Annotated in this window: 15 protein-coding genes; 7 read left to right on the top strand and 8 right to left on the bottom strand. The window is 61.9% G+C overall.

Annotation, left to right across the window (positions count from 1 at the left end; translation table 11 throughout):
• Position 1: 1 nt before the first annotated feature.
• The 3 genes from GKR99_06535 to GKR99_06525 form a co-directional block, all read right to left on the bottom strand.
• The gene (locus tag GKR99_06535) at positions 2–361 is read right to left on the bottom strand and encodes a DUF4260 family protein (GenBank protein ID NKB27217.1); all 360 of its coding nucleotides are present in this window, start codon (positions 359–361) and stop codon (positions 2–4) included.
• Positions 358–3,240: an excinuclease ABC subunit UvrA gene (gene uvrA / locus GKR99_06530; GenBank protein ID NKB27216.1), complete on the bottom strand. Its 2,883-nt coding sequence runs from the start codon at positions 3,238–3,240 to the stop codon at positions 358–360. The genes GKR99_06535 and uvrA overlap by 4 nt, the downstream gene beginning before the upstream one ends.
• Positions 3,241–3,321: 81 nt before the next feature.
• Positions 3,322–4,488: an MFS transporter gene (locus GKR99_06525; protein NKB27215.1), complete on the bottom strand. Its 1,167-nt coding sequence runs from the start codon at positions 4,486–4,488 to the stop codon at positions 3,322–3,324.
• Positions 4,489–4,775: 287 nt separating this feature from the next.
• On the opposite strand from GKR99_06525, the gene GKR99_06520 reads away from it, so the two are divergent.
• The 3 genes from GKR99_06520 (at position 4,776) to GKR99_06510 (ending at position 8,376) form a co-directional block, all read left to right on the top strand.
• On the top strand, positions 4,776–6,149 hold the full coding sequence (locus tag GKR99_06520; protein ID NKB27214.1) for a VWA domain-containing protein: 1,374 nt from the start codon (positions 4,776–4,778) through the stop codon (positions 6,147–6,149).
• A 204-nt stretch (positions 6,150–6,353) separates the two neighbouring features.
• Positions 6,354–7,490: a hypothetical protein gene (locus tag GKR99_06515; GenBank protein ID NKB27213.1), complete on the top strand. Its 1,137-nt coding sequence runs from the start codon at positions 6,354–6,356 to the stop codon at positions 7,488–7,490.
• Between the two features lie 76 nt (positions 7,491–7,566).
• On the top strand, positions 7,567–8,376 hold the full coding sequence (locus tag GKR99_06510; GenBank protein ID NKB27212.1) for a hypothetical protein: 810 nt from the start codon (positions 7,567–7,569) through the stop codon (positions 8,374–8,376).
• A gap of 4 nt (positions 8,377–8,380) precedes the next feature.
• Here the strand turns inward: GKR99_06510 and GKR99_06505 are convergent, their stop codons facing one another.
• The 5 genes from GKR99_06505 to GKR99_06485 form a co-directional block, all read right to left on the bottom strand.
• The gene (locus GKR99_06505; protein ID NKB27211.1) at positions 8,381–9,181 is read right to left on the bottom strand and encodes a methyltransferase domain-containing protein; all 801 of its coding nucleotides are present in this window, start codon (positions 9,179–9,181) and stop codon (positions 8,381–8,383) included.
• Between the two features lie 110 nt (positions 9,182–9,291).
• Positions 9,292–10,686, bottom strand: a complete 1,395-nt coding sequence (gene lpdA, locus GKR99_06500) for a dihydrolipoyl dehydrogenase (protein NKB27210.1) — start codon at positions 10,684–10,686, stop codon at positions 9,292–9,294.
• A gap of 374 nt (positions 10,687–11,060) precedes the next feature.
• The gene (locus GKR99_06495; GenBank protein ID NKB27209.1) at positions 11,061–13,460 is read right to left on the bottom strand and encodes an FAD-dependent oxidoreductase; all 2,400 of its coding nucleotides are present in this window, start codon (positions 13,458–13,460) and stop codon (positions 11,061–11,063) included.
• Positions 13,461–13,603: 143 nt separating this feature from the next.
• Positions 13,604–14,692, bottom strand: a complete 1,089-nt coding sequence (locus GKR99_06490) for a gfo/Idh/MocA family oxidoreductase (GenBank protein ID NKB27208.1) — start codon at positions 14,690–14,692, stop codon at positions 13,604–13,606.
• 13 nt (positions 14,693–14,705) lie between these two features.
• Positions 14,706–15,401, bottom strand: a complete 696-nt coding sequence (locus tag GKR99_06485; GenBank protein ID NKB27207.1) for a GntR family transcriptional regulator — start codon at positions 15,399–15,401, stop codon at positions 14,706–14,708.
• Between the two features lie 86 nt (positions 15,402–15,487).
• Between GKR99_06485 and GKR99_06480 the strand changes: the two genes are divergently transcribed.
• Genes GKR99_06480 through GKR99_06465 form a run of 4 tightly spaced genes read left to right on the top strand, consistent with a single transcriptional unit; the run spans position 15,488 to position 18,989 of the window.
• The gene (locus tag GKR99_06480; protein ID NKB27206.1) at positions 15,488–16,642 is read left to right on the top strand and encodes an LLM class flavin-dependent oxidoreductase; all 1,155 of its coding nucleotides are present in this window, start codon (positions 15,488–15,490) and stop codon (positions 16,640–16,642) included.
• Complete coding sequence (locus GKR99_06475) at positions 16,642–17,526, top strand: oxidoreductase (protein NKB27205.1); 885 nt, start codon at positions 16,642–16,644, stop codon at positions 17,524–17,526. The genes GKR99_06480 and GKR99_06475 overlap by 1 nt, the downstream gene beginning before the upstream one ends.
• A 3-nt stretch (positions 17,527–17,529) precedes the next feature.
• The gene (locus GKR99_06470; protein ID NKB27204.1) at positions 17,530–18,030 is read left to right on the top strand and encodes a flavin reductase; all 501 of its coding nucleotides are present in this window, start codon (positions 17,530–17,532) and stop codon (positions 18,028–18,030) included.
• Between the two features lie 5 nt (positions 18,031–18,035).
• Entirely contained in the window at positions 18,036–18,989 is a 954-nt protein-coding gene (locus GKR99_06465; protein NKB27203.1) for a hypothetical protein, read from the top strand.
• Positions 18,990–19,014 lie beyond the last annotated feature (25 nt).

Here is a 19,014-nt window from a genome sequence, read left to right as displayed (position 1 = left end):
TCTATAGGTTGCCCAGATGGGTTTCCTTGAAGCTGCCCGGCAGTTTCAGCCCGTAACCCAGGGCGCGGTCAAACCCCGCATGGCCCAGCCAAAGTGCGCCGACGAAGGCCAGCGCGGGCAGGCCGAACAGCAGCCCGGCCCCAAGCAGCAGTGCCCCGCTCGCATAAAGATGCGCCAGGTTGTAGATTGCGGCACCGATCCGTGGCCCGACGAGGTATCCGGCAAACGTCATGTCCGGCGCAAAGAAGATCAGCAGCGCGGCCCACCAGCTCCACCCCGCGCCCAATGCCCAGGCGAGCGCCAGCGATCCGATCAGAACGCCCGCCCCTTCGGCGCGTTGCCAGGCGACGGCCCAGGTCATTCCGCTGCCACCCGCGCGACGCCCAGCATGTCGGCCAGATAGCGGCCCGTGTGGCTGTCCTTTGCGCCGGCCACCTGTTCTGGCGTGCCGGTGGCCACGATCCGCCCACCGCCGTCACCGCCTTCGGGGCCGATGTCGATGATATGGTCGGCGGTTTTCACCACGTCGAGGTTGTGTTCAATCACCACCACCGTGTTGCCCTGATCAACCAATTCATGCAGCACTTCCAATAACTTGCGCACATCTTCAAAGTGCAGGCCGGTGGTTGGTTCGTCGAGGATATAGAGCGTCCGCCCCGTCGACCGCCGCGCCAGCTCCTTCGACAGTTTCACCCGCTGCGCCTCGCCCCCTGACAGGGTCGTCGCAGGCTGGCCAACCTTGATATAGCCGAGGCCAACGCGCATCAGCGCATCCATCTTTTCACGGATGCTGGGGACCGCCTTGAAGAATTCCTGCGCGTCTTCAACTGTCATATCAAGAACGTCGGATATGCTCTTACTTTTGAACTTTATTTCCAGGGTTTCCCGGTTGTAGCGTTTGCCTGCACAAGTCTCACACGTCACATAAACGTCGGGCAGAAAATGCATCTCGATCTTGATCAGCCCGTCGCCCTGACATGCCTCGCACCGGCCACCCTTGACGTTGAAGGAAAACCGCCCCGGTTTATAGCCGCGCGCCTTGGCTTCGGGCAGGCCGGAAAACCAGTCGCGGATCGGGGTGAAAGACCCGGTGTAAGTGGCTGGATTTGAACGCGGAGTCCGCCCGATGGGGCGCTGATCAATGTCGATGACTTTGTCGAGGTGTTCGAGGCCCTTGATCGTCTCACACGGCGCCGGGGTCTGGCGCGCGCCGTTCAGGCGCATGCTTGCGGTTTTGAACAGCGTTTCAATCGTCAGGGTCGATTTCCCGCCGCCAGAAACTCCCGTAACACAGACGAATTTGGCCAGCGGGAACTCAGCCGTCACATTTTGCAGATTGTTGCCGGTGGCATTCTTCACCGTGATCTTCTTCTTGTTGCCTTTCCGGCGCTTATCCGGGACCGGGATTGAGCGTTTGCCCGACAGATAGGCCCCGGTGACCGAGGATTTGTGCCGCGCGATCGCCGCCGGTTTGCCATGGGCCACAACCTCGCCGCCGTGCACGCCTGCGCCGGGGCCGATGTCGAAGACGTAATCAGCCTCGCGGATCGCTTCCTCGTCATGCTCGACCACGATCACCGTATTCCCTTGGTCACGCAGGTTCTTCAGGGTCAGCAGCAGGCGGTCGTTATCGCGTTGGTGCAGCCCGATCGACGGTTCATCCAGAACATACAGAACGCCTGTTAACCCACTGCCAATTTGGGATGCCAGGCGGATACGCTGGCTTTCCCCGCCGGACAAAGTGCCGGAGTTTCGGCTCAGCGTCAGATACTCCAGCCCGACGTTGTTGAGGAACCCCAGACGTTCGCGGATCTCTTTCAGGATGGCGCGCGCAATCTCGTTCTTCTGCTTGCTCAGCTGGTTTGGCACATCTTCGATCCAGGCCAGCGCCTCGCGGATCGACATCTGCACCACCTGCCCCACATGCAGCCGCTTGTCGGCCTTGCCCTTCGCCGGGCCGATTTTCACCGCCAGGGCTTCGGGGCGCAGGCGGAAGCCTTCGCAAACGCCGCAGGGGCGGTTGTTCTGATAGCGTTCGAATTCTTCGCGGATCCAGTTGCTGTCGGTCTCGCGGTAGCGCCGCTCCATATTCGGGATCACGCCTTCGAAGGGGCGTGTCACCTGATAGACGCGCCCGCCTTCGTCATAGCGGAACTGAATTTCCTCATCACCCGAACCATAGAGGAATACCTGCTGCACCCTCTCAGGCAGGTCGATCCACTTGGTGTTGCGATCAAATTCATAGTGTTTGGCAATGCTTTCAATCGTTTGCAGGAAATACGGCGACTTGCCCTTGCGCCAGGGGGCCAGCGCGCCGTCATAGATTTTCAAGCTTTGATCCGGCACGACGAGGCGTTCGTCAAAGAACAACTCCACCCCCAGACCGTCGCAGGTCGGGCAGGCCCCGAAGGGGGCGTTGAAGGAAAACAGGCGGGGTTCAATCTCGGGGATCGTGAAGCCGCTGACCGGGCAGGCGAAGTTTTCGGAAAACGTGATGCGTTCCGGCTCATCATCCTTGGGCGCGGTTTCAAGGATCGCGATGCCTTGCGCAAGGTCCAGCGCGGTGCGGAAGCTATCAGCTAGGCGAGTTTCAATTCCCTCCTTAACAACAATACGGTCCACGACGACGTCAATGTCATGGCGGAACTTTTTGTCCAGCTTGGGCGCGTCGTCCAGTTCGTGGAATACGCCGTCCACCTTGACGCGCGCGAAGCCCTGTTTGCGAAGTTCCAGCATCTCTTTGCGGTATTCGCCTTTGCGGTCGCGCACGATGGGGGCCATCAGGTAGGCGCGCGTGCCCTCTTCCATCGTCATGACGCGGTCGACCATGTCCTGCACCTGCTGCGCCTCAATCGGCTGGCCGGTGGCCGGGCTGTAGGGTGTTCCGGCGCGGGCGAACAGCAAGCGCATGTAGTCGTAAATCTCGGTCACCGTGCCGACGGTGGAACGCGGGTTTTTCGAGGTTGTTTTCTGTTCAATCGAGATCGCCGGGGACAAGCCGCTGATGTGATCCACATCCGGCTTTTCCATCATATCAAGGAACTGGCGGGCATAGGCGGACAGCGATTCCACATAACGCCGCTGCCCTTCGGCATAGATCGTGTCGAAGGCCAGTGACGACTTGCCTGACCCTGACAGCCCGGTGATCACGACCAGCTTGTCGCGCGGAATATCCACGTCGATCGACTTGAGGTTATGTTCGCGCGCGCCGCGCACCTCGATATTTTTCAGCTCGGCCATCGCCACCCCACCTGTCCAGACCCGACACATAGGTGGCGCGTTGTGAGTCGCCAACCGGATGTGCGGAACATTACTAGAACATTAATCGCCAGATGGCGCAATGCTGACAATTCTGCCAAAGACCAGCGCCAGCGCCACGATCCCGGCCAGGCACAGCGCCGCCGTCAGCATCGCGATCCCGCCCAATCCGCCCATTGCCAGCACCACCGCATACAGCGCCGGTCCGCCGGCCGTGCCCAGGTTGCCCAGCTGCGCCAGCGCACCGCCCGCCCGCGCCTGATCGCGCGGGTCATCGTTCAGCACCGGGATGGCGGCGAACATGGCACCGGGCGCGAATCCGACGACCGCGATCGCCAGCAGCGCCAGCCACATGCGCGCGCCCTCGGGCGTCAGCCACAGTATCAACATCAGCACGGCAGTGGCCGCGAAAGACCCGCTTGCGATCCAGCGGGGCGAGATCCGGCGCGCCATAACCCCACCTGTAAAGGTGCCCGCCAGCGCCACCAGCGGCAGCGCGCTGGCGAACCAGACCGCCCCGGGTGCGACCAGTTGCGGCAGGAATGTCAGCAGGGCCAGGAACATCGACGTATGCCACAAAAAGCCCAAGCCGGGGGCCAGCAGGCGCGGATTGGTATAGATCGCGACATGTTCGGCCAGCCAGCTGCGCTGTTCAGGGGCCGAGGCCGGAATACGCTGCACCAGCAGCGGCACCAGCGCGGCCAGCACAAACAGCGCGCCACCATGGGTCAACAGCACGGCCCGCACCCCGCCCAGCGCCAGCAAGCCCGGCGCAAGGGACGCCGTCAGCGCAAAGCCGACCCCGAAAAACATGCCCCAAAGCCCCATGACCATGGTGTGATGGCGCGGGGCGGCGGCATTCACCATCAGAACGGGCGCCGCGATGACGATGGCCAGATGGGCGAACCCTTCCAACAGGCGCAGTGCCAGAAGGGTGGCAAAGCCTGACGTCAGCGCCTGCGCCAGCGCCATCATCCCGCCCAGAAGCATCCCCGCCACCAGCGCCCGGCGCGGTCCGACCCGTGCAATCGCCGCACCCGCAGTCGCACCGAAGACCAGCCCAGCGATTCCATTCATCGAAATCGCCAGCGCCGCCTGTGGCCCGGCGTCATACAGTGCCGTCACTTCGGGCAGCATGACCGCAATCTTGGCAAACTGCCCCGCCGCCAGCAGGCCGATCAGCCACAGCAGGAAGACCGCTGGCCAGTTGGTGTTCATCCGCATCTCCATGAAGGGCCACCCCTACGCCCGCGCCGTGGCACCCACAAGCCAGACTCGCAAATGACGCTGACCCATGGATTGTGTTGAAAAACTCCGAAATCAGAGCGTCGCGGATTTCTTGCGAAAACCTATGAAGCGAAATAGTCGGAAAGCTTTGACCACGAGACAGCGCATGGCTGCGCGTGAGCGCATGTAGGCGATTTGGGCCGACCCCCGCGCCAAAAATTTAGGATCGGGCTGCATGGAAAGAAAAATCATCGTTCAGGCCCTAAAACGGAGTTTTTCAACACAATCCCATGGTTAACTTGCGCAACAAAAGACATTGCCGGAGATTTGATATGCGCATTCTGCTTGCCTGCCTGTTTTCCCTGTTCACGCTGCCGCTTGCCGCCCAGGACCGCCCGAGTGCGATCCTTGTGCTGGACGCCTCAGGCTCGATGTGGGGGCAGATTGACGGCAAGGCGAAGATCGAGATTGCGCAATCCGTGGTTGGCGATCTGCTGACCGATCTTCCGGCAGAACAGGCGCTGGGGCTGACCGTCTATGGCCACCGTGTGAAAGGCGATTGCAGCGATATCGAAACGCTGGTGCTGCCCGGCGGCGACACGCGGGCGGCGATTGCCAGCGCGGTGAACGGGATTTCTCCGAAAGGGAAAACGCCGCTGTCGGACGCGGTGATCCAGGCCGCCGAGGCGCTGAAATACACCGAAGAGGCGGCGACCGTCATTCTGGTCACCGACGGGCTGGAGACCTGCGAACGCGACCCCTGCGCCGTTGGCCGCGCGCTTGAACAGAACGGCATCGGCTTTACCGCCCATGTCATCGGCTTTGATGTCGCGGTTGAAGATCGCGACCAGTTGCAATGTCTGGCCGATGAAACCGGCGGCAAATTCCTCAGCGCGTCAAACGCCGACGAACTCAGCCTCGCCCTGACCGAAGTGGCCGAAGAACCCGCCGCCCCGGCCCCGGTTCTGATCACCTTTGTCGGCGCAGAAACCGAAAACGGCCCGCCTGTGGCTTACGACCTGATCTGGGACCTCAGCGGGCCAGACGGGCGCGTGTTCACCGGCTTTCAGGGCAGTTCATCCGACGCCCAGCTTCTGCCCGGTGGCACATATCAGATCACCGCCCTGCGCCCGGAAGATTCCGCCCAAACCTCGGCCAGTTTCACCGCGCCGGATCAGGCCGCGACAGTCACCGTGGTCCTGCCCGTGTTGCTGCCCCAAGCCTCACTAAGCGCGCCGGACACGGCCAGCATTGGCGCGCTTGTCGATGTGACGTGGGACGGCCCGGATGCGGAAAACGATTACGTTTCGGTCGCCGACCCGGAGGAGGAAAACCGCTATATCCGTTATGGTTACACCCGTAAGGGCAACCCGACCGAGGTCCGCATGCCGCCCGAACCCGGCACTTATGAGCTTCGCTATCAACTCGGCGACGGCGGAGATATCATCGCCCGCCGCATGATCGAGGTTCTGGATGTGCCGGTCACGTTGACGGCGCCCGACACAGCCCCGGTCGGATCCGTGGTCGACGTGGTCTTTGAGGGCCCCGATGAAGATCGCGACTATATCTCCGTCGCCGATCCGGACGAGAAAACGCGTTACATCCGGATTGTGTTGAAAAACTCCGAAATCAGAGCGTCGCGGATTTCTTGCGAAAACCTATGAAGCGAAATAGTCGGAAAGCTTTGACCACGAGACAGCGCATGGCTGCGCGTGAGCGCATGTAGGCGATTTGGGCCGACCCCCGCGCCAAAAATTTAGGATCGGGCTGCATGGAAAGAAAAATCATCGTTCAGGCCCTAAAACGGAGTTTTTCAACACAATCTCCGCTATGGTTACACCCGCAACGGCAGCCCGACCGAGGTGCGCATGCCCGACACACCGGGCCTATATGAATTGCGCTATCAATTCGGCGAAGGCGGGCGCATTCTGGCACGGCGCCCAATCGAGGTCACCGGGCTCGAGGTCACGCTGACCGCCCCCGACACAGCGCCCATCGGCTCAGTCGTTGATGTCGAATGGATCGGCCCGTATGAGGATCGCGACTATGTCTCGGTCGCTGATCCGGACGAGAAAACCCGCTACATCCGCTATGGCTATACCCGCAATGGCTCGCCCGCCGAGGTGCGGATGCCGGACACGCCGGGTACCTACGAGTTGCGCTATCAACTCGGCGAAGGCGGCAAAATCCTTGCCCGCAGACCCATCGAGGTCGTCGCGGTCGAGGTTACCCTGACCGCCCCTGACACCGCGCCGATCGGCTCGGTCGTTGATGTCGAATGGATCGGCCCGGATGAGGATCGCGACTATGTCTCCGTCGCTGATCCGGACGAGAAAACCCGCTATATCCGCTATGGCTATACCCGCAATGGCTCGCCCGCCGAGGTGCGGATGCCGGACACCCCGGGTACCTACGAACTGCGCTATCAACTGGGCGAAGGCGGCAAGATCCTGGCCCGCAGACCCATCGAGGTCACAGGGCTGGACGTCACGCTGATCGCGCCCGACAGTGCGCCGATGGGGTCAACGCTGGGCGTCGAATGGATCGGCCCGGATGAAGACCGCGATTGCGTCTCGGTCGCAGATCCGGACGAGAAGACCCGATACCTCGCCTATGGCTATACCCGCCACGGCAGCCCGACCGACGTGTTGATGCCGGACGCACCGGGAACCTACGAGCTGCGCTATCAACTTGGCGAAGGCGGCAAAATTCTCGCCCGCAAGATGATCACCATAACCGAGGTTTCGGCCACATTGAGCGGTCCGACCACGGCCAAGGTGGGCGAAACGATCGAGGTGACCTGGGACGGCCCGGATTATGACCGCGATTACATCTCGGTCGCCGACCCGGACGAGAAAACGCGCTACATCCGTTACGGCTATACCCGCAATGGATCGCCCGCCGAAGTGCGGATGCCGGACACGCCCGGCGCTTACGAGCTGCGGTATCAGATGGGTGGGACCAACAAGGTGATCGGAACACTGCCCATAACGGTCACCCAATAATCAGTACGCAGCCGGGAAGCCCCCGGCCCGGCTGCGAAATTGAACGGACGCAGATTTTAAAACGAAAGGACTGGAAATGCCTGTATTTCACGAAACGCACAGATACGCGTATCCGGTCCAAACCTCGACATCCGGACCCTGGCTGGGCGAAACCGGGATGACCGTATGCGAATTTCACGGTGATGCGGCCCTGGCCTTCCTGACCCAGACCGGCGGCGCGGACGAGGTGGTGTACTATAAGCTCTGGTGCGACGTCGAATTCTCGCGACACGCCACACCGCCGGGGCGCAATACGATCGCGGCTTTGGCGTTCAACCCGGTCACCAAACGGATCTGGTGCGGGAACTCGACGGTCGATGCCAACCTCGTCACCGCGTTCGAAGTCGGCACAGGCGTCGAAACCAACGTCCTGACCCTGCCGCCATCAACAAACAGCGTGCTGGGCACCGGCCTTGCCACCAACGGACAGGTCTTTGCCCGCGGCTCTTACGAGACCATCGAACTCTTCACCATGAACGGCATCAAACTGGGCGAACGCACCTACCCCGGCCGCCATGTCGAAGGGATCACCGCATCCCCCTGGAGCTGGACTTTCGTGGATTCCAACGCGGGCGAGATCGTGATCATCAACCCGCTGGGAATTGAGGTTGCCAGCATCCCCGGCGTCGGGTCGCCCGGCGGGATGGGGGCGATTGCCTTTGACACAGTCTCAGACCCCGACTTCATGCCGCAACTCTATGACGGCACAAACTGTAATCTGGGTGATCCGGGGACGCTGTACCATTATGACACCGACTGGTCGCCGCAGCCGCTGTTACAGCGCCACCGGCTTTACGTGGCCAACACGATAGATCAGATCATCTATGCGGGCTATCTGACAGCCTGAACGGTCAATCCCGGTCGGCCACCAGCGTCACAAACGGCTGAAAACCATAGAGGGTCCCCGAAGCGACCCGCCGGTCATGTTCTTCCAGCAGTGCATCCGCCAGTGGCCGCCCAATGAGGCCTTGCGCTGCCAGATCATCCCCACTCAGCTTGACCCAGGCGCGCATGCCGGGCGTGTCGGTGACCAATCGCGATGTCACCCGAAACGCCCGCTGCGTGAACCCGGCCCCGGCCACCAGCGCCCGCAGCTTGCCCGTCAGATGCGGGTCGGTCACGTAATTCTGCGCAAAATGCCGCGCACAGATGTTCAGCGGGTCATTGTCCGTTGCCGCCAACGACGACTTTGAGAAATCGCCATCACAAACCACTAAAGTCCCGCCGGGCCGCAGAATGCGCCGCGCCTCGGCCAGCAGAACGCAGGGGTCCGGCACATGGCTCAGCACGGTATGGAACACCACCACATCGGCGGACGCGTCCTCCAGCCCGGTGGCCGCTCCGTCGCCGACCTCCAGGTCCAGATTGCTGATCCCGGCGGCCAGGCCGCGCCCGTGGTCCAGCAATTCCACCGAGGGCTCGGTCCCCAGCACCCGCCCGTTCACACAGCGCGCCGCCATCGCCCGCGCAATCGGCCCGGTGCCACAGCCCAGTTCCACGGCCAGCGAAACGCCCGACCAATCCACATCATCCAGATAAGCCTCGACAATCGCGCGCATGGCAGGCTCTGCCGCGCGCACCTCCAACTGCGTGGTGAAGGCCGCAATAAACGCCTCACCCGCTGCCGACACATTCTGAAACGGATCAGCCATTGCGCCACCCCCCTGCCATCATTGACCCAAAAATATCCTCGGGGGGTGTCGAGGGCCCGGCCCTCGACTTCGGGGGGCAGACAGCCCCCCGCCACCGGTCCGGCACATCCCTACATGTGAATGACGCGTCCATAGGCATCCAGCACCGATTCATGCATCATCTCGGACAAGGTCGGATGCGGGAAGACGGTGTTCATCAGGTCTTCCTCGGTCGTTTCCAACTGCCGGCCGACGACATAGCCCTGGATCAGTTCGGTCACCTCGGCCCCGACCATATGGGCACCCAGCAATTCGCCGGTCTTGGCGTCAAAGACGGTTTTCACCATCCCCTCAGCCTCGCCCAGCGCGATCGCCTTGCCGTTGCCGATGAAGGGGAAGCGACCGACCTTGACGTCATAGCCCAGCTCTTTCGCCTTGGCCTCCGAATAACCGACGCTGGCGACCTGCGGGTGGCAATAGGTGCAGCCCGCGATGCTTTCCGGGCGCACGGCGTGTGGGTGGCCGCCTGCGATCATCTCGGCGACCATGACGCCCTCGTGGCTGGCTTTGTGCGCCAGCCAGGGCGCGCCGGCGATGTCGCCGATGGCATAGATCCCTTCGACCCCGGTGCGGCAGTATTCATCGACCACCACATGGGTGCGGTCGAGTTTTACGCCGACCTCTTCCAGACCCAACCCTTCGACATTGCCGACGATCCCGACGGCGGAAATCACGGTGTCAAACTCCAGCTTCTCAACCTTGCCGCCCGCCTCGATATGGGCGGTCACTTTGCCTTTGCCGCGGTCCAGCTTCTTGACCATGGCCTTTTCCATAATCGTCATGCCCTGCTTGACGAATTGCTTCTTGGCGAAGGCCGAAATCTCGGCGTCTTCGACGGGCAGCACCCGGTCCATCACCTCGACCACGGTCGTGTCCGCGCCCAGCGTGTTATAGAAGCTCGCGAATTCGATCCCGATCGCGCCCGAGCCGATGACCAGCAGCTTCTTGGGCATCCGCACCGGATCCAGAGCATGCTTGTAGGTCCAGACCAGATCGCCGTCCGCCTCCAGCCCCGGCAGCTCCCGCGCCCGCGCGCCGGTGGCGACAACGATATTCTTGGCAGTCAGTTCCTCGGCGCCCTTGTCGGTCTTGACCGAGACTTTGCCCTTCCCGGCCAGTGTCGCCTGCCCCATCACCACGGTGATCTTGTTCTTTTTCATCAGATGCCCGATGCCACCTGACAATTGCCCGGCCACCTTGCGCGAGCGTTTCACCACGGCGTCCAGGTCATAGCCGACATTGTCCGCCTTCAGCCCGAACTCCTTGGCGCGGTGCATCAGGTGGAACACTTCCGAGCTGCGCAGCAACGCCTTGGTCGGAATGCAGCCCCAGTTCAGGCAGATGCCGCCCAGATGCTCTCGCTCGACAATGGCGACCGACAGACCCAGCTGTGCGCCCCGGATCGCAGCGACATAGCCCCCCGGCCCCGCGCCGATAACGATCAGATCAAAATTCTTAGCGGCCATGCCCGCGTCCCTCCGGAAAATATTGGTTGAGGGTCAAACTACCTCGCATGGCGGATTAAGCAACGGGGGCGGGGGAAATGCCGGATTGCGTGGGGTGCATGGGTGGAATGGGATGCGGCAACGGTCTGAAGCAGACGTTGGCAATGCACCGAAAGCAGGGCGCGTGCCGGACCGGTGGGCAGGCGCTGCGCCATCGAGTTTGCATGATTTATGGCTCAGGTTTGGCCGTCAACTCGCTTGGAAGCGCCAAGTTCAGCCCAGCGCCTGACCGGCGGGACCGGTCCGGCGCGCGCCCTGCGCCTTTCGGCGCGCACCGGGCGCGGGGAAAATCTGCCAACGCCCCCTCCAGTCCACAAGCGACGCATCCGCAGCGTTTATCCCCGCAACCGCTCCCCCCCAGGGTCAAATAGAGGCGTCGTCACCAAACGTGCCGGCCTCATATCCCCCAAAATCTCAATCTCAACCTCAAGCCCCGCGACCGCGCGGTCTGTTGGCACAAAGCCCAGCGCCACGGACTTTTCCGCGTGGTGCGAATACCCACCTGAAGTGCAAAACCCCCGCACCGCACCATCAATCCAGATCGGCTCAAACGCCACCACGTCTGCATCATCTGCATCGACGATGAAGGCACATAGCTTGCGTTTCGCCCCCTCGGCCTCAGCCGCCGCCCGTCCAATGAAATCAACGTTCTTCTTCCACGAAATGAACCGGTCCAGACCGGTTTCTCCGGCGGTGTAGTCGGGCGAGAATTCCCGGCTCCAGGCCCCGAAAAACCGATCCAGCCTGAGCGACATCATTGCCCGCATCCCGAACGGGCGTATACCCATCGGCTGCCCGGCCTCCCACAGCGTCTGAAACACCTGCCGCTGCTTGGTTGGCTCGGTGAAAATCTCATACCCCAGGTCGCCGGTATAGCTGACGCGCTGCACCAGACAGCGGCTCATCCCCACGGTCATCCAGCGCACATCGAGGAACCTCATCGAGGCCACATCGTCGCGCGTACAAGCGCTCAACAAATCGCGCGCCTTTGGTCCCGCAATCTGGAACCCGGTCCAGTCGTCCGAGATATTCCTGACCTCTACCCCGTCATCCATGTGGTCCATGAACCAGCGCAGATGCTGATCCTGCGCGCCGTAGCTGGCAGTCAGCTGGAAGTCTTCCGGCCCCAGGCAGGACACCGTGAAATCCCCCATCAACCGCCCCGAGGGGGCCAGCATCGGCGTCAGGCTTAGCCGACCCTGTTGCGGCATCCGCCCCGCCATCACCCGGTCCAGCCAGGCCCGCGCGCCGGGCCCGGTGACGCGGAACTTGCCGAAGTTGTGCACCTCGTTGATGCCCACGCCGCCGCGCACCGCGCGCACTTCTTCGCCGGTAGCGTCGAAAGCATTGGAGCGCCGGAATGAGGGGGTTTCATACCGCGCCTCTCCCTTCGGCGCGAAATAGTTCACGACTTCAAGACCATAGGTCTGCCCGAACACGGCACCCATGCTGTCCCAGATGTCATACATCGGCGTCGTGCGACTGGGCCGTGCGGCGGGCAGTTCCTCGTTCGGATAGCTGACCGAGAAGCGATTCTGATAGTTCTCAATCACCTTCGGAACCGTGTAGCCCGGCGTTGTCCAATGCCCAAAGCGGGCGACGTCCATGGCGCGGGGATCACGCTCGGTCTCTCCATGGGTCATCCACTGCGCAAGCGACAGGCCGACTCCGCCACCCTGAGAAAACCCAGCCATCACCGCGCAGGCCGCCCAATAGTTCCGCAAGCCGGGCACCGGCCCGACAAGCGGATTTCCATCCGGCGCAAATGTGAACGGCCCGTGGATCACATTCTTGACGCCAGCGGTTTCCAACACTGGAAAGCGTTTGTAAGCGAATTCAATGCTGTCCGCGACTTTCTCCAACTGATCATTCAACAGCTCGTGCCCGAAGTCCCAAGGCGTGCCATCCACCGACCATGCCTCGCACGGCTGTTCATAGAATCCGATGCACAAGCCGCGCCCTTCCTGGCGCAGATAGCTTTCACCGCCTGGATCAATAACATGCGGGAACTCACTGGCGCGATTATAGATTTCCGGAATGTCGTCGGTCACCAGATACTGATGCGCCATCGGTAGAAGCGGCAGATAGACCCCCGCCATCGCCGCCACCTCCCGCGCCCACAACCCGCCTGCGTTCACCACGTGCTCGGCGTGGATTGTGCCGTATTCGGTCACCACATCCCAGGTGCCATCGGGGCGCTGGTTGGTTTCCTCGACCTTGCAATGAGTCTCGATCTCGGCGCCGCCCATCTTGGCGGCCTTGGCATAGGCGTGTGTGGTGCCCGAGGGGTCCAGATGACCGTCGAGCGGGTCATAGAGCGCACCAAGCACCCCGTCGATATTGACCAGTTCGGCGCGTTCCTTGATCTCCGCAGGCCCCAGAATCTCGGTCTCCAGCCCCATATAGCGGTGCTTGGCACGCTCCGCCTTCAGCATATCGAAGCGTTCCGGCGTATCCGCTAGCGTCAGCCCGCCGACATGGTGCAACCCGCATTTCATGCCGGTTACCTCTTCCAATTCCGCATATAAACCAATGGTATAGCCCTGCAGCGCCGCCATGTTGGTGTCGCCGTTCAGCGTGTGAAACCCGCCCGCCGCATGCCAGGTTGAGCCGCTGGTCAGCTCGGACCGTTCCAGCAGGATCACATCGCTCCAGCCGAGTTTCGTCAGGTGGTAGAGGACCGAACAGCCAACCACCCCGCCACCAATCACCACCACGCGCGCCGTCGTTCGCATCACCGCATCCTTCGACAATCCATGGTGCAAATCTGACCGCGTCACCGCGCAAAGTGACACCCTGTTCGCGGCACATCGCGTCGTTTTCGAACCCTGCCCGTCTTTTCGCCGGAAATACTCCCGCCGGAGGCATTAAGGTTCTTTCACATATCGACGGCCTGCCCGGTGAGTGCTGATTGCTGCGCCGCTTGTCCCATGGCAACGGCTTTTGCACCGTCCTCCAACGTCACCTCGACCGTCCCCTCACCGCGCAACACAGCCGCGAATTTCTGATGCTCGAAAAAGGTCGAACCATTGTGCGAACCGGCCTTCAGAATTGTCGGATCGACCGGCGTTTCCAGAACCTCGAACCCGGATTGATCGCGCGGGCTGAGCACGACTTTCGGCACCGGCAAATCCCCAAGGTCCGGCGACCAGTGCTGCGCCGCGCCCGGCACGAACGCCTCGATCTTGCCGGTGGGGCCGACAACGCTGAATTCTTCCTGATACCGGCTGCCATCGGCGAACATGCAGAGTTCAAGCATCGCTTTCGCCCCACTATCGAAATCGATCAAAACATATCCGGAATCCCAGATGTCCGACTCGGTATCGTCATAGATTTCGCCCTTGTGATTCACCGCCTGACCAGCACTGGCCATGACGCGCACCGGCTCGGCCTTCAGGATCAGGCGCATCAGATCGAAGAAGTGGCAGCATTTTTCCACCAAAGTCCCACCGGAGTTGCGGTTGAAACGATTCCAGTTGCCGACCTTGTCCAGGAACGCAAACCGATGCTCGCGGATCGACAGCATCAGCGGCCCGCCGGTCGCGGACTCGACCCGGTCCAGCAACGCCGCAATCGGCGGCATATAGCGGTATTCCATCGCCACCCAGATCGGCGCGCCATAGCTGGCCCCAAGTGCTGCCAAGGCGGGGCCATCGGCAGGGTCGGTGAACAGCGGTTTCTCGACCAGAACCGGCAAGGCGCGGGTCGCCGCAATCTGGATCAGCTGGGCGGCGTGACAATGATTCGGGCTGGCGATGATCAACGCATCCAGCGCATCAACCGCCAGCAATTCCGCAATCGAACCGACCATTTTTGTCCCCGGCGCCATCGCCTGCGCCTGTGCGGCCATACCTGCGTCGGGTTCAAAGATCGCGGCCACATTGGTGGCCGGCAGCAGCGCCAGATTGCTGAGGTGTTCACGCCCCATCATGCCGCAACCGATCAGTCCATAGTTCAGTGTTTTCAAGTGACTGTCCCCGTTACTTCATCCTGGTGACATGGCGCGCAACTTCTGCGTCAAACCATGTCCTGGAGGTTTCGACAACCCGGTCATCGCCGTCCCTGGCGATGCGATCCACCTGTCCGCACCAGGCACCTGGCTTTGGCCGCATCTGCGCTGGGGTCCAGGCGGGCATCCGACCGATCCCGACCCGATCTTCGGCCCGCGCCACGGTGAAGCCCAACTGGCGTTTGTAGAAAAGATAGAGCGATTCCGTCAGCTCTGCGGGGCGCACCGCGCCGACCTGCGCACCTTCGAGCCAGATTTCCTCGACCGCGGCAGCGATCCCCCCCAGATACCGGATGCGCCGGATGCGAAAATCGGCGTGCCGCCCGTCTGCCAGCGCTGGCCCATCTTTGGCCCGACCCGCCGACAGGACCTTGGCGGTGGGCAATCCGCCACCCTCAACCAATTCCAGGCGGAACATCGCATAAACGCTGTCGACATCCGCCCTGTGGCGCACGTAATTGCCCGAGCCCTGACGCCGTTCCAGAAGGCCCTTAAACTCAAGCTCGGCCAATGCCTTGCGCATTGTTCCGACAGATTGGCCCATGGACTTTGCCAACGCACGCTCGGGCGGCAGGCGCGCGCCATCGGGCAAACGACCGGCCGCGATTTCGCGGATCAGCGCTTCGGCAGTGCGCAGATAAAGCGGAAGGGCGGCGGAATCGGGCATCGTGTCCTGATAATTGATACAGCATTGATGCACAGGCTTTCGCCTGCTAGGCAAGTGCGAATCCGCAGCTTACCAAAGGCCCGCCCATGACCGTCGTTCCCGTCACATCCCAAGACCTCGACGCGCTAGAGGTTTCGTGGTTTTCCGCTTTGTGTTCAGATGATTACCGGTATCTTGGTGTGCCGGATGGTGCATTGCGCTCCAGCTGGGATCATTGCCGCGACATCCTTCTGGAGGCGGAAAATCAGGGCTTTCGCAACATCCTGTGCCCGTCGTCCTATCAGGTTGGGCAGGACACGCTGAGCTTTGTTGCAGGCTGCGCGCCGCTGACCGAAAAGATCAACATGCTGGCCGCCGTCCGCTGTGGTGAGATGCAGCCAATCATGCTGGCCCGCACCATCGCGACCCTGGACCACATGATGAAGGGGCGGCTGACGGTCAACATCATCAGCTCGGACTTCCCCGGAGAGAAAGCCGACAGCGGATTCCGCTATCAACGTTCGCGCGAGGTGGTGGAGATACTGAAACAGGCGTGGAGCCGGGATCAGATCAACTATTCCGGCGAAGTCTATGATTTCAAAGATGTTCCCACCGATCCTGCGCGGCCCTATCAGACCGGCGGGCCCTTGCTGTACTTCGGCGGCTACTCGCCCCCGGCGCTGGACCTTTGCGGGCAGCACTGCGACGTGTATCTTATGTGGCCCGAGCCGAAGGGTAACATCAGGCAACGTATGAAAGACGCCAATGAAGCTGCTGAGAAATATGGGCGAACACTGGATTATGGCCTGCGCGTCCACATGATCGTCCGCGATACCGAGGCTGAGGCGACGGAATACGCTGAAAGCCTGACCAGCCAGTTGGACGATGACTATGGCAAGCTGATCCGCGACCGGGCGCACGACAGCATCAGCCTGGGTGTTGCGCATCAGGCCAAGGCGCGCGAGCTGGCGGATAAATTTGGTTATGTCGAACCGCATCTGTGGACCGGGATCGGGCGCGCACGTTCGGGCTGCGGGGCGGCGCTGGTCGGGTCGACCGATCAGGTTCTGTCAGAAATCGAGGCCTATCAGAAAATGGGCATCCGAAGTTTCATTTTCTCGGGCTATCCGCATATTGAAGAGTGCATTTCCTTTGGCCAGCGGGTATTGCCGCAGTTGAAAACATGCTCTCTGCCGCACGCCTATGGGCGGGTGCCGAGCGAAACCCCAATGACGCCGCTTGGCGCCGGAGACCGCCACTGATGGACCGCGTTCAGATCGCCGAAGACTTGAGTTTTTCGCGCATTGTCTATGGCATGTGGCGGATTGGCGATGTCGAGGATACCTCGCCCCAAACCGTGCGGGCCAAACTGGACGCCTGTCTGGATCAGGGCATCACCACGTTCGATCAGGCCGATATTTATGGCGGCTATGAAGCCGAGGCGATCCTTGGCGCGGCGCTGACCCCTGCGTTGCGCGACCGGATGGAGATTGTCACCAAATGCGACATCGTCGCGCCGGTAGGCCGCTATGCGGAAAAGCGGGTGAAATACTATGACACCTCACGCGATCATATCCTTGCTTCGGTCGATGCCTCCTTGGAGGCGCTTGGAACGGACCGGATTGATCTGCTGCTGATCCACCGCCCCGATCCGCTGATGGATCACGCCGAAACCGGGGCCGCGCTGGACGAGGTTATCGCCTTGGGCAAGGTGCGCGCCGTGGGCGTGTCAAATTTCCGGCCCTGGGACTGGTCGCTGCTGCAATCGGCCACCAAGACGCCGCTGGTTACAAATCAGATCGAGCTTTCGCTGACCCACAACGCGCCGCTGACCAATGGCGATGTGGCGTTTCATCAGGAACATAACGTCCCACTGATGGCATGGTCACCGCTGGGCGGCGGCGCGCTGATGCAGGGGGATGCAGCGCTCAGCGACCTGCTGCATCGGATCGGGGCGGATCACGGCGTCGATGCCGCCGCGGTCGCGGTGGCCTGGCTGCTGCGCCACCCGGCCAACATCATGCCGATCATGGGCACCAACAATCTGACCCGAATTCGCGCCCTTTCCGATGCTTGCAAGGTGAAACTTGACCGACAGACATGGTTCGAGCTTTACACCGCCGCGCTTGGCAGTGAGGTTCCCTGAGGCATGGACGAAACCATCATCCCCGGCCCCGAAACGGTGCGCGCCTATCGCGCGGCGTTGGGGCGTTACGCGACCGGCGTGACAATCGTGACCGCCGCCAGCGACTGGGGGCCTGTCGGGATCACCGCGAACAGTTTCGCCAGTGTATCGCTCGCCCCGCCTTTGGTGTTGTGGTCGCCAGCGAAAGCCTCGCTCAGGTTCCAGGCGTTCACCGAAGCGGATAAATTCGCGATCCATATTCTGGCAGAAGAACAGAACGACATCTGCCACGCCTTTGCGCGTGATGGTGCGGCGTTCGAAGGCTGCGAATGGGATACCGACAAAGACGGCGTGCCGCGCATTCTGGGCTGTTTGTCGCGGTTCTCTTGTGATCGCCACGCGGTCCACGATGGCGGCGATCACGCGATCATCGTCGGGCGGGTCACCAGCGCAATGTCGCGCCCGGGCGGAGAGCCGCTGGTCTTCCATGACGGTGGCTTTGGCCAGTTCCTGCGGCCCGGCTAAACACGATGCCAAATGGCTTGCCGACATTTCAGGTGGTGGCGTTGGCGTTGGAACGTGCCGACCTTATCAATCGTTTCGCGACCTACCATCTTGGCGTCGGGGCAAAGCGCGTCGTGATCTATCATGACGGTCCGCTGGATCCGGGCCTGCACCATGGCGACAACATCCAACATATCGTGGCGGATGACGGTTTCTGGGCAAGCCTTGGCATCGCACGCCCGGAAGACAGCAATCAACGCCAGCGCGCAGTCTACGGCCATGCGGCCGAGCAGGCCGAGGTTGATTGGACGTTTCCCCTGGATATCGATGAATTCCTTGTCGCGCCAATGCCGCTGGCGCAATCCCTGGCGCGCATCCCCGCATCCGATCTGGCCTTGCGCATTCGCAATGAAGAGGCTGTCTGGGGTCCGGGCGACGGGCTGGGAAGCACACTCGGGGCGACCTGGTTTCGCACGAATATCCGCCCAGGACGCGCGCGCCGCCTGATGCGGCTGCTGCATGGGCCGCAGGGCAGCCTGCTGCGCATGGGGGTGACCGCCTATAGCCATGGAAAGCACCTGGTCAGGAACAGGGCTGGCGTCAGCGTCGGGATTCATTTCAGCCGCCACAACGGAGAGGAATGCGGCGTCTGGCTGCACGAGGTCTGTCCCGACATGAAGGACACGTTCATTGCGCATTTTGACGCGGTCGATTTCGATCACTGGCAGGTCAAATGGCAGCGGCGGCGCGGATCACCCTGGGCAAGACGCATCAGTACGGGCGCCCGCCACACCATCATGATGGCGGCGATTTGTGACGCGCTGGACGCGGATGACGATCTGCGACGCGCGCGCAGGCTGTTTGCGACCCTGCACGCGGCGAACCGCTGGCAGGCGATGTGTCTGCGTCTGGTCGGCAAACTGCGCAAGCGGCAGGTTTTTCGCGACCGCTCCACGGGCGCGCCCTATTACGGCGATTGACCTTGGCGGGACAAGCGGCCACCCC

The sequence above is a fragment of the Paracoccaceae bacterium genome (genome assembly GCA_012103375.1).
In the GTDB taxonomy this organism is placed as follows: domain Bacteria; phylum Pseudomonadota; class Alphaproteobacteria; order Rhodobacterales; family Rhodobacteraceae; genus WLWX01.
This window is presented reverse-complemented; position numbering and strand designations above follow the sequence as displayed.

Excerpts from the sequence above, each read along its gene's own strand:
- GKR99_06535 (NKB27217.1), bottom strand. The coding sequence starts at position 361 with ATGACCTGGGCCGTCGCCTGGCAACGCGCCGAAGGGGCGGGCGTTCTG.
- uvrA (NKB27216.1), bottom strand. The coding sequence starts at position 3,240 with ATGGCCGAGCTGAAAAATATCGAGGTGCGCGGCGCGCGCGAACATAAC.
- GKR99_06525 (NKB27215.1), bottom strand. The coding sequence starts at position 4,488 with ATGGAGATGCGGATGAACACCAACTGGCCAGCGGTCTTCCTGCTGTGG.
- GKR99_06520 (NKB27214.1), top strand. The coding sequence starts at position 4,776 with ATGGTTAACTTGCGCAACAAAAGACATTGCCGGAGATTTGATATGCGC.
- GKR99_06515 (NKB27213.1), top strand. The coding sequence starts at position 6,354 with ATGCCCGACACACCGGGCCTATATGAATTGCGCTATCAATTCGGCGAA.
- GKR99_06510 (NKB27212.1), top strand. The coding sequence starts at position 7,567 with ATGCCTGTATTTCACGAAACGCACAGATACGCGTATCCGGTCCAAACC.
- GKR99_06505 (NKB27211.1), bottom strand. The coding sequence starts at position 9,181 with ATGGCTGATCCGTTTCAGAATGTGTCGGCAGCGGGTGAGGCGTTTATT.
- lpdA (NKB27210.1), bottom strand. The coding sequence starts at position 10,686 with ATGGCCGCTAAGAATTTTGATCTGATCGTTATCGGCGCGGGGCCGGGG.
- GKR99_06495 (NKB27209.1), bottom strand. The coding sequence starts at position 13,460 with ATGCGAACGACGGCGCGCGTGGTGGTGATTGGTGGCGGGGTGGTTGGC.
- GKR99_06485 (NKB27207.1), bottom strand. The coding sequence starts at position 15,401 with ATGCCCGATTCCGCCGCCCTTCCGCTTTATCTGCGCACTGCCGAAGCG.
- GKR99_06480 (NKB27206.1), top strand. The coding sequence starts at position 15,488 with ATGACCGTCGTTCCCGTCACATCCCAAGACCTCGACGCGCTAGAGGTT.
- GKR99_06475 (NKB27205.1), top strand. The coding sequence starts at position 16,642 with ATGGACCGCGTTCAGATCGCCGAAGACTTGAGTTTTTCGCGCATTGTC.
- GKR99_06470 (NKB27204.1), top strand. The coding sequence starts at position 17,530 with ATGGACGAAACCATCATCCCCGGCCCCGAAACGGTGCGCGCCTATCGC.
- GKR99_06465 (NKB27203.1), top strand. The coding sequence starts at position 18,036 with ATGCCAAATGGCTTGCCGACATTTCAGGTGGTGGCGTTGGCGTTGGAA.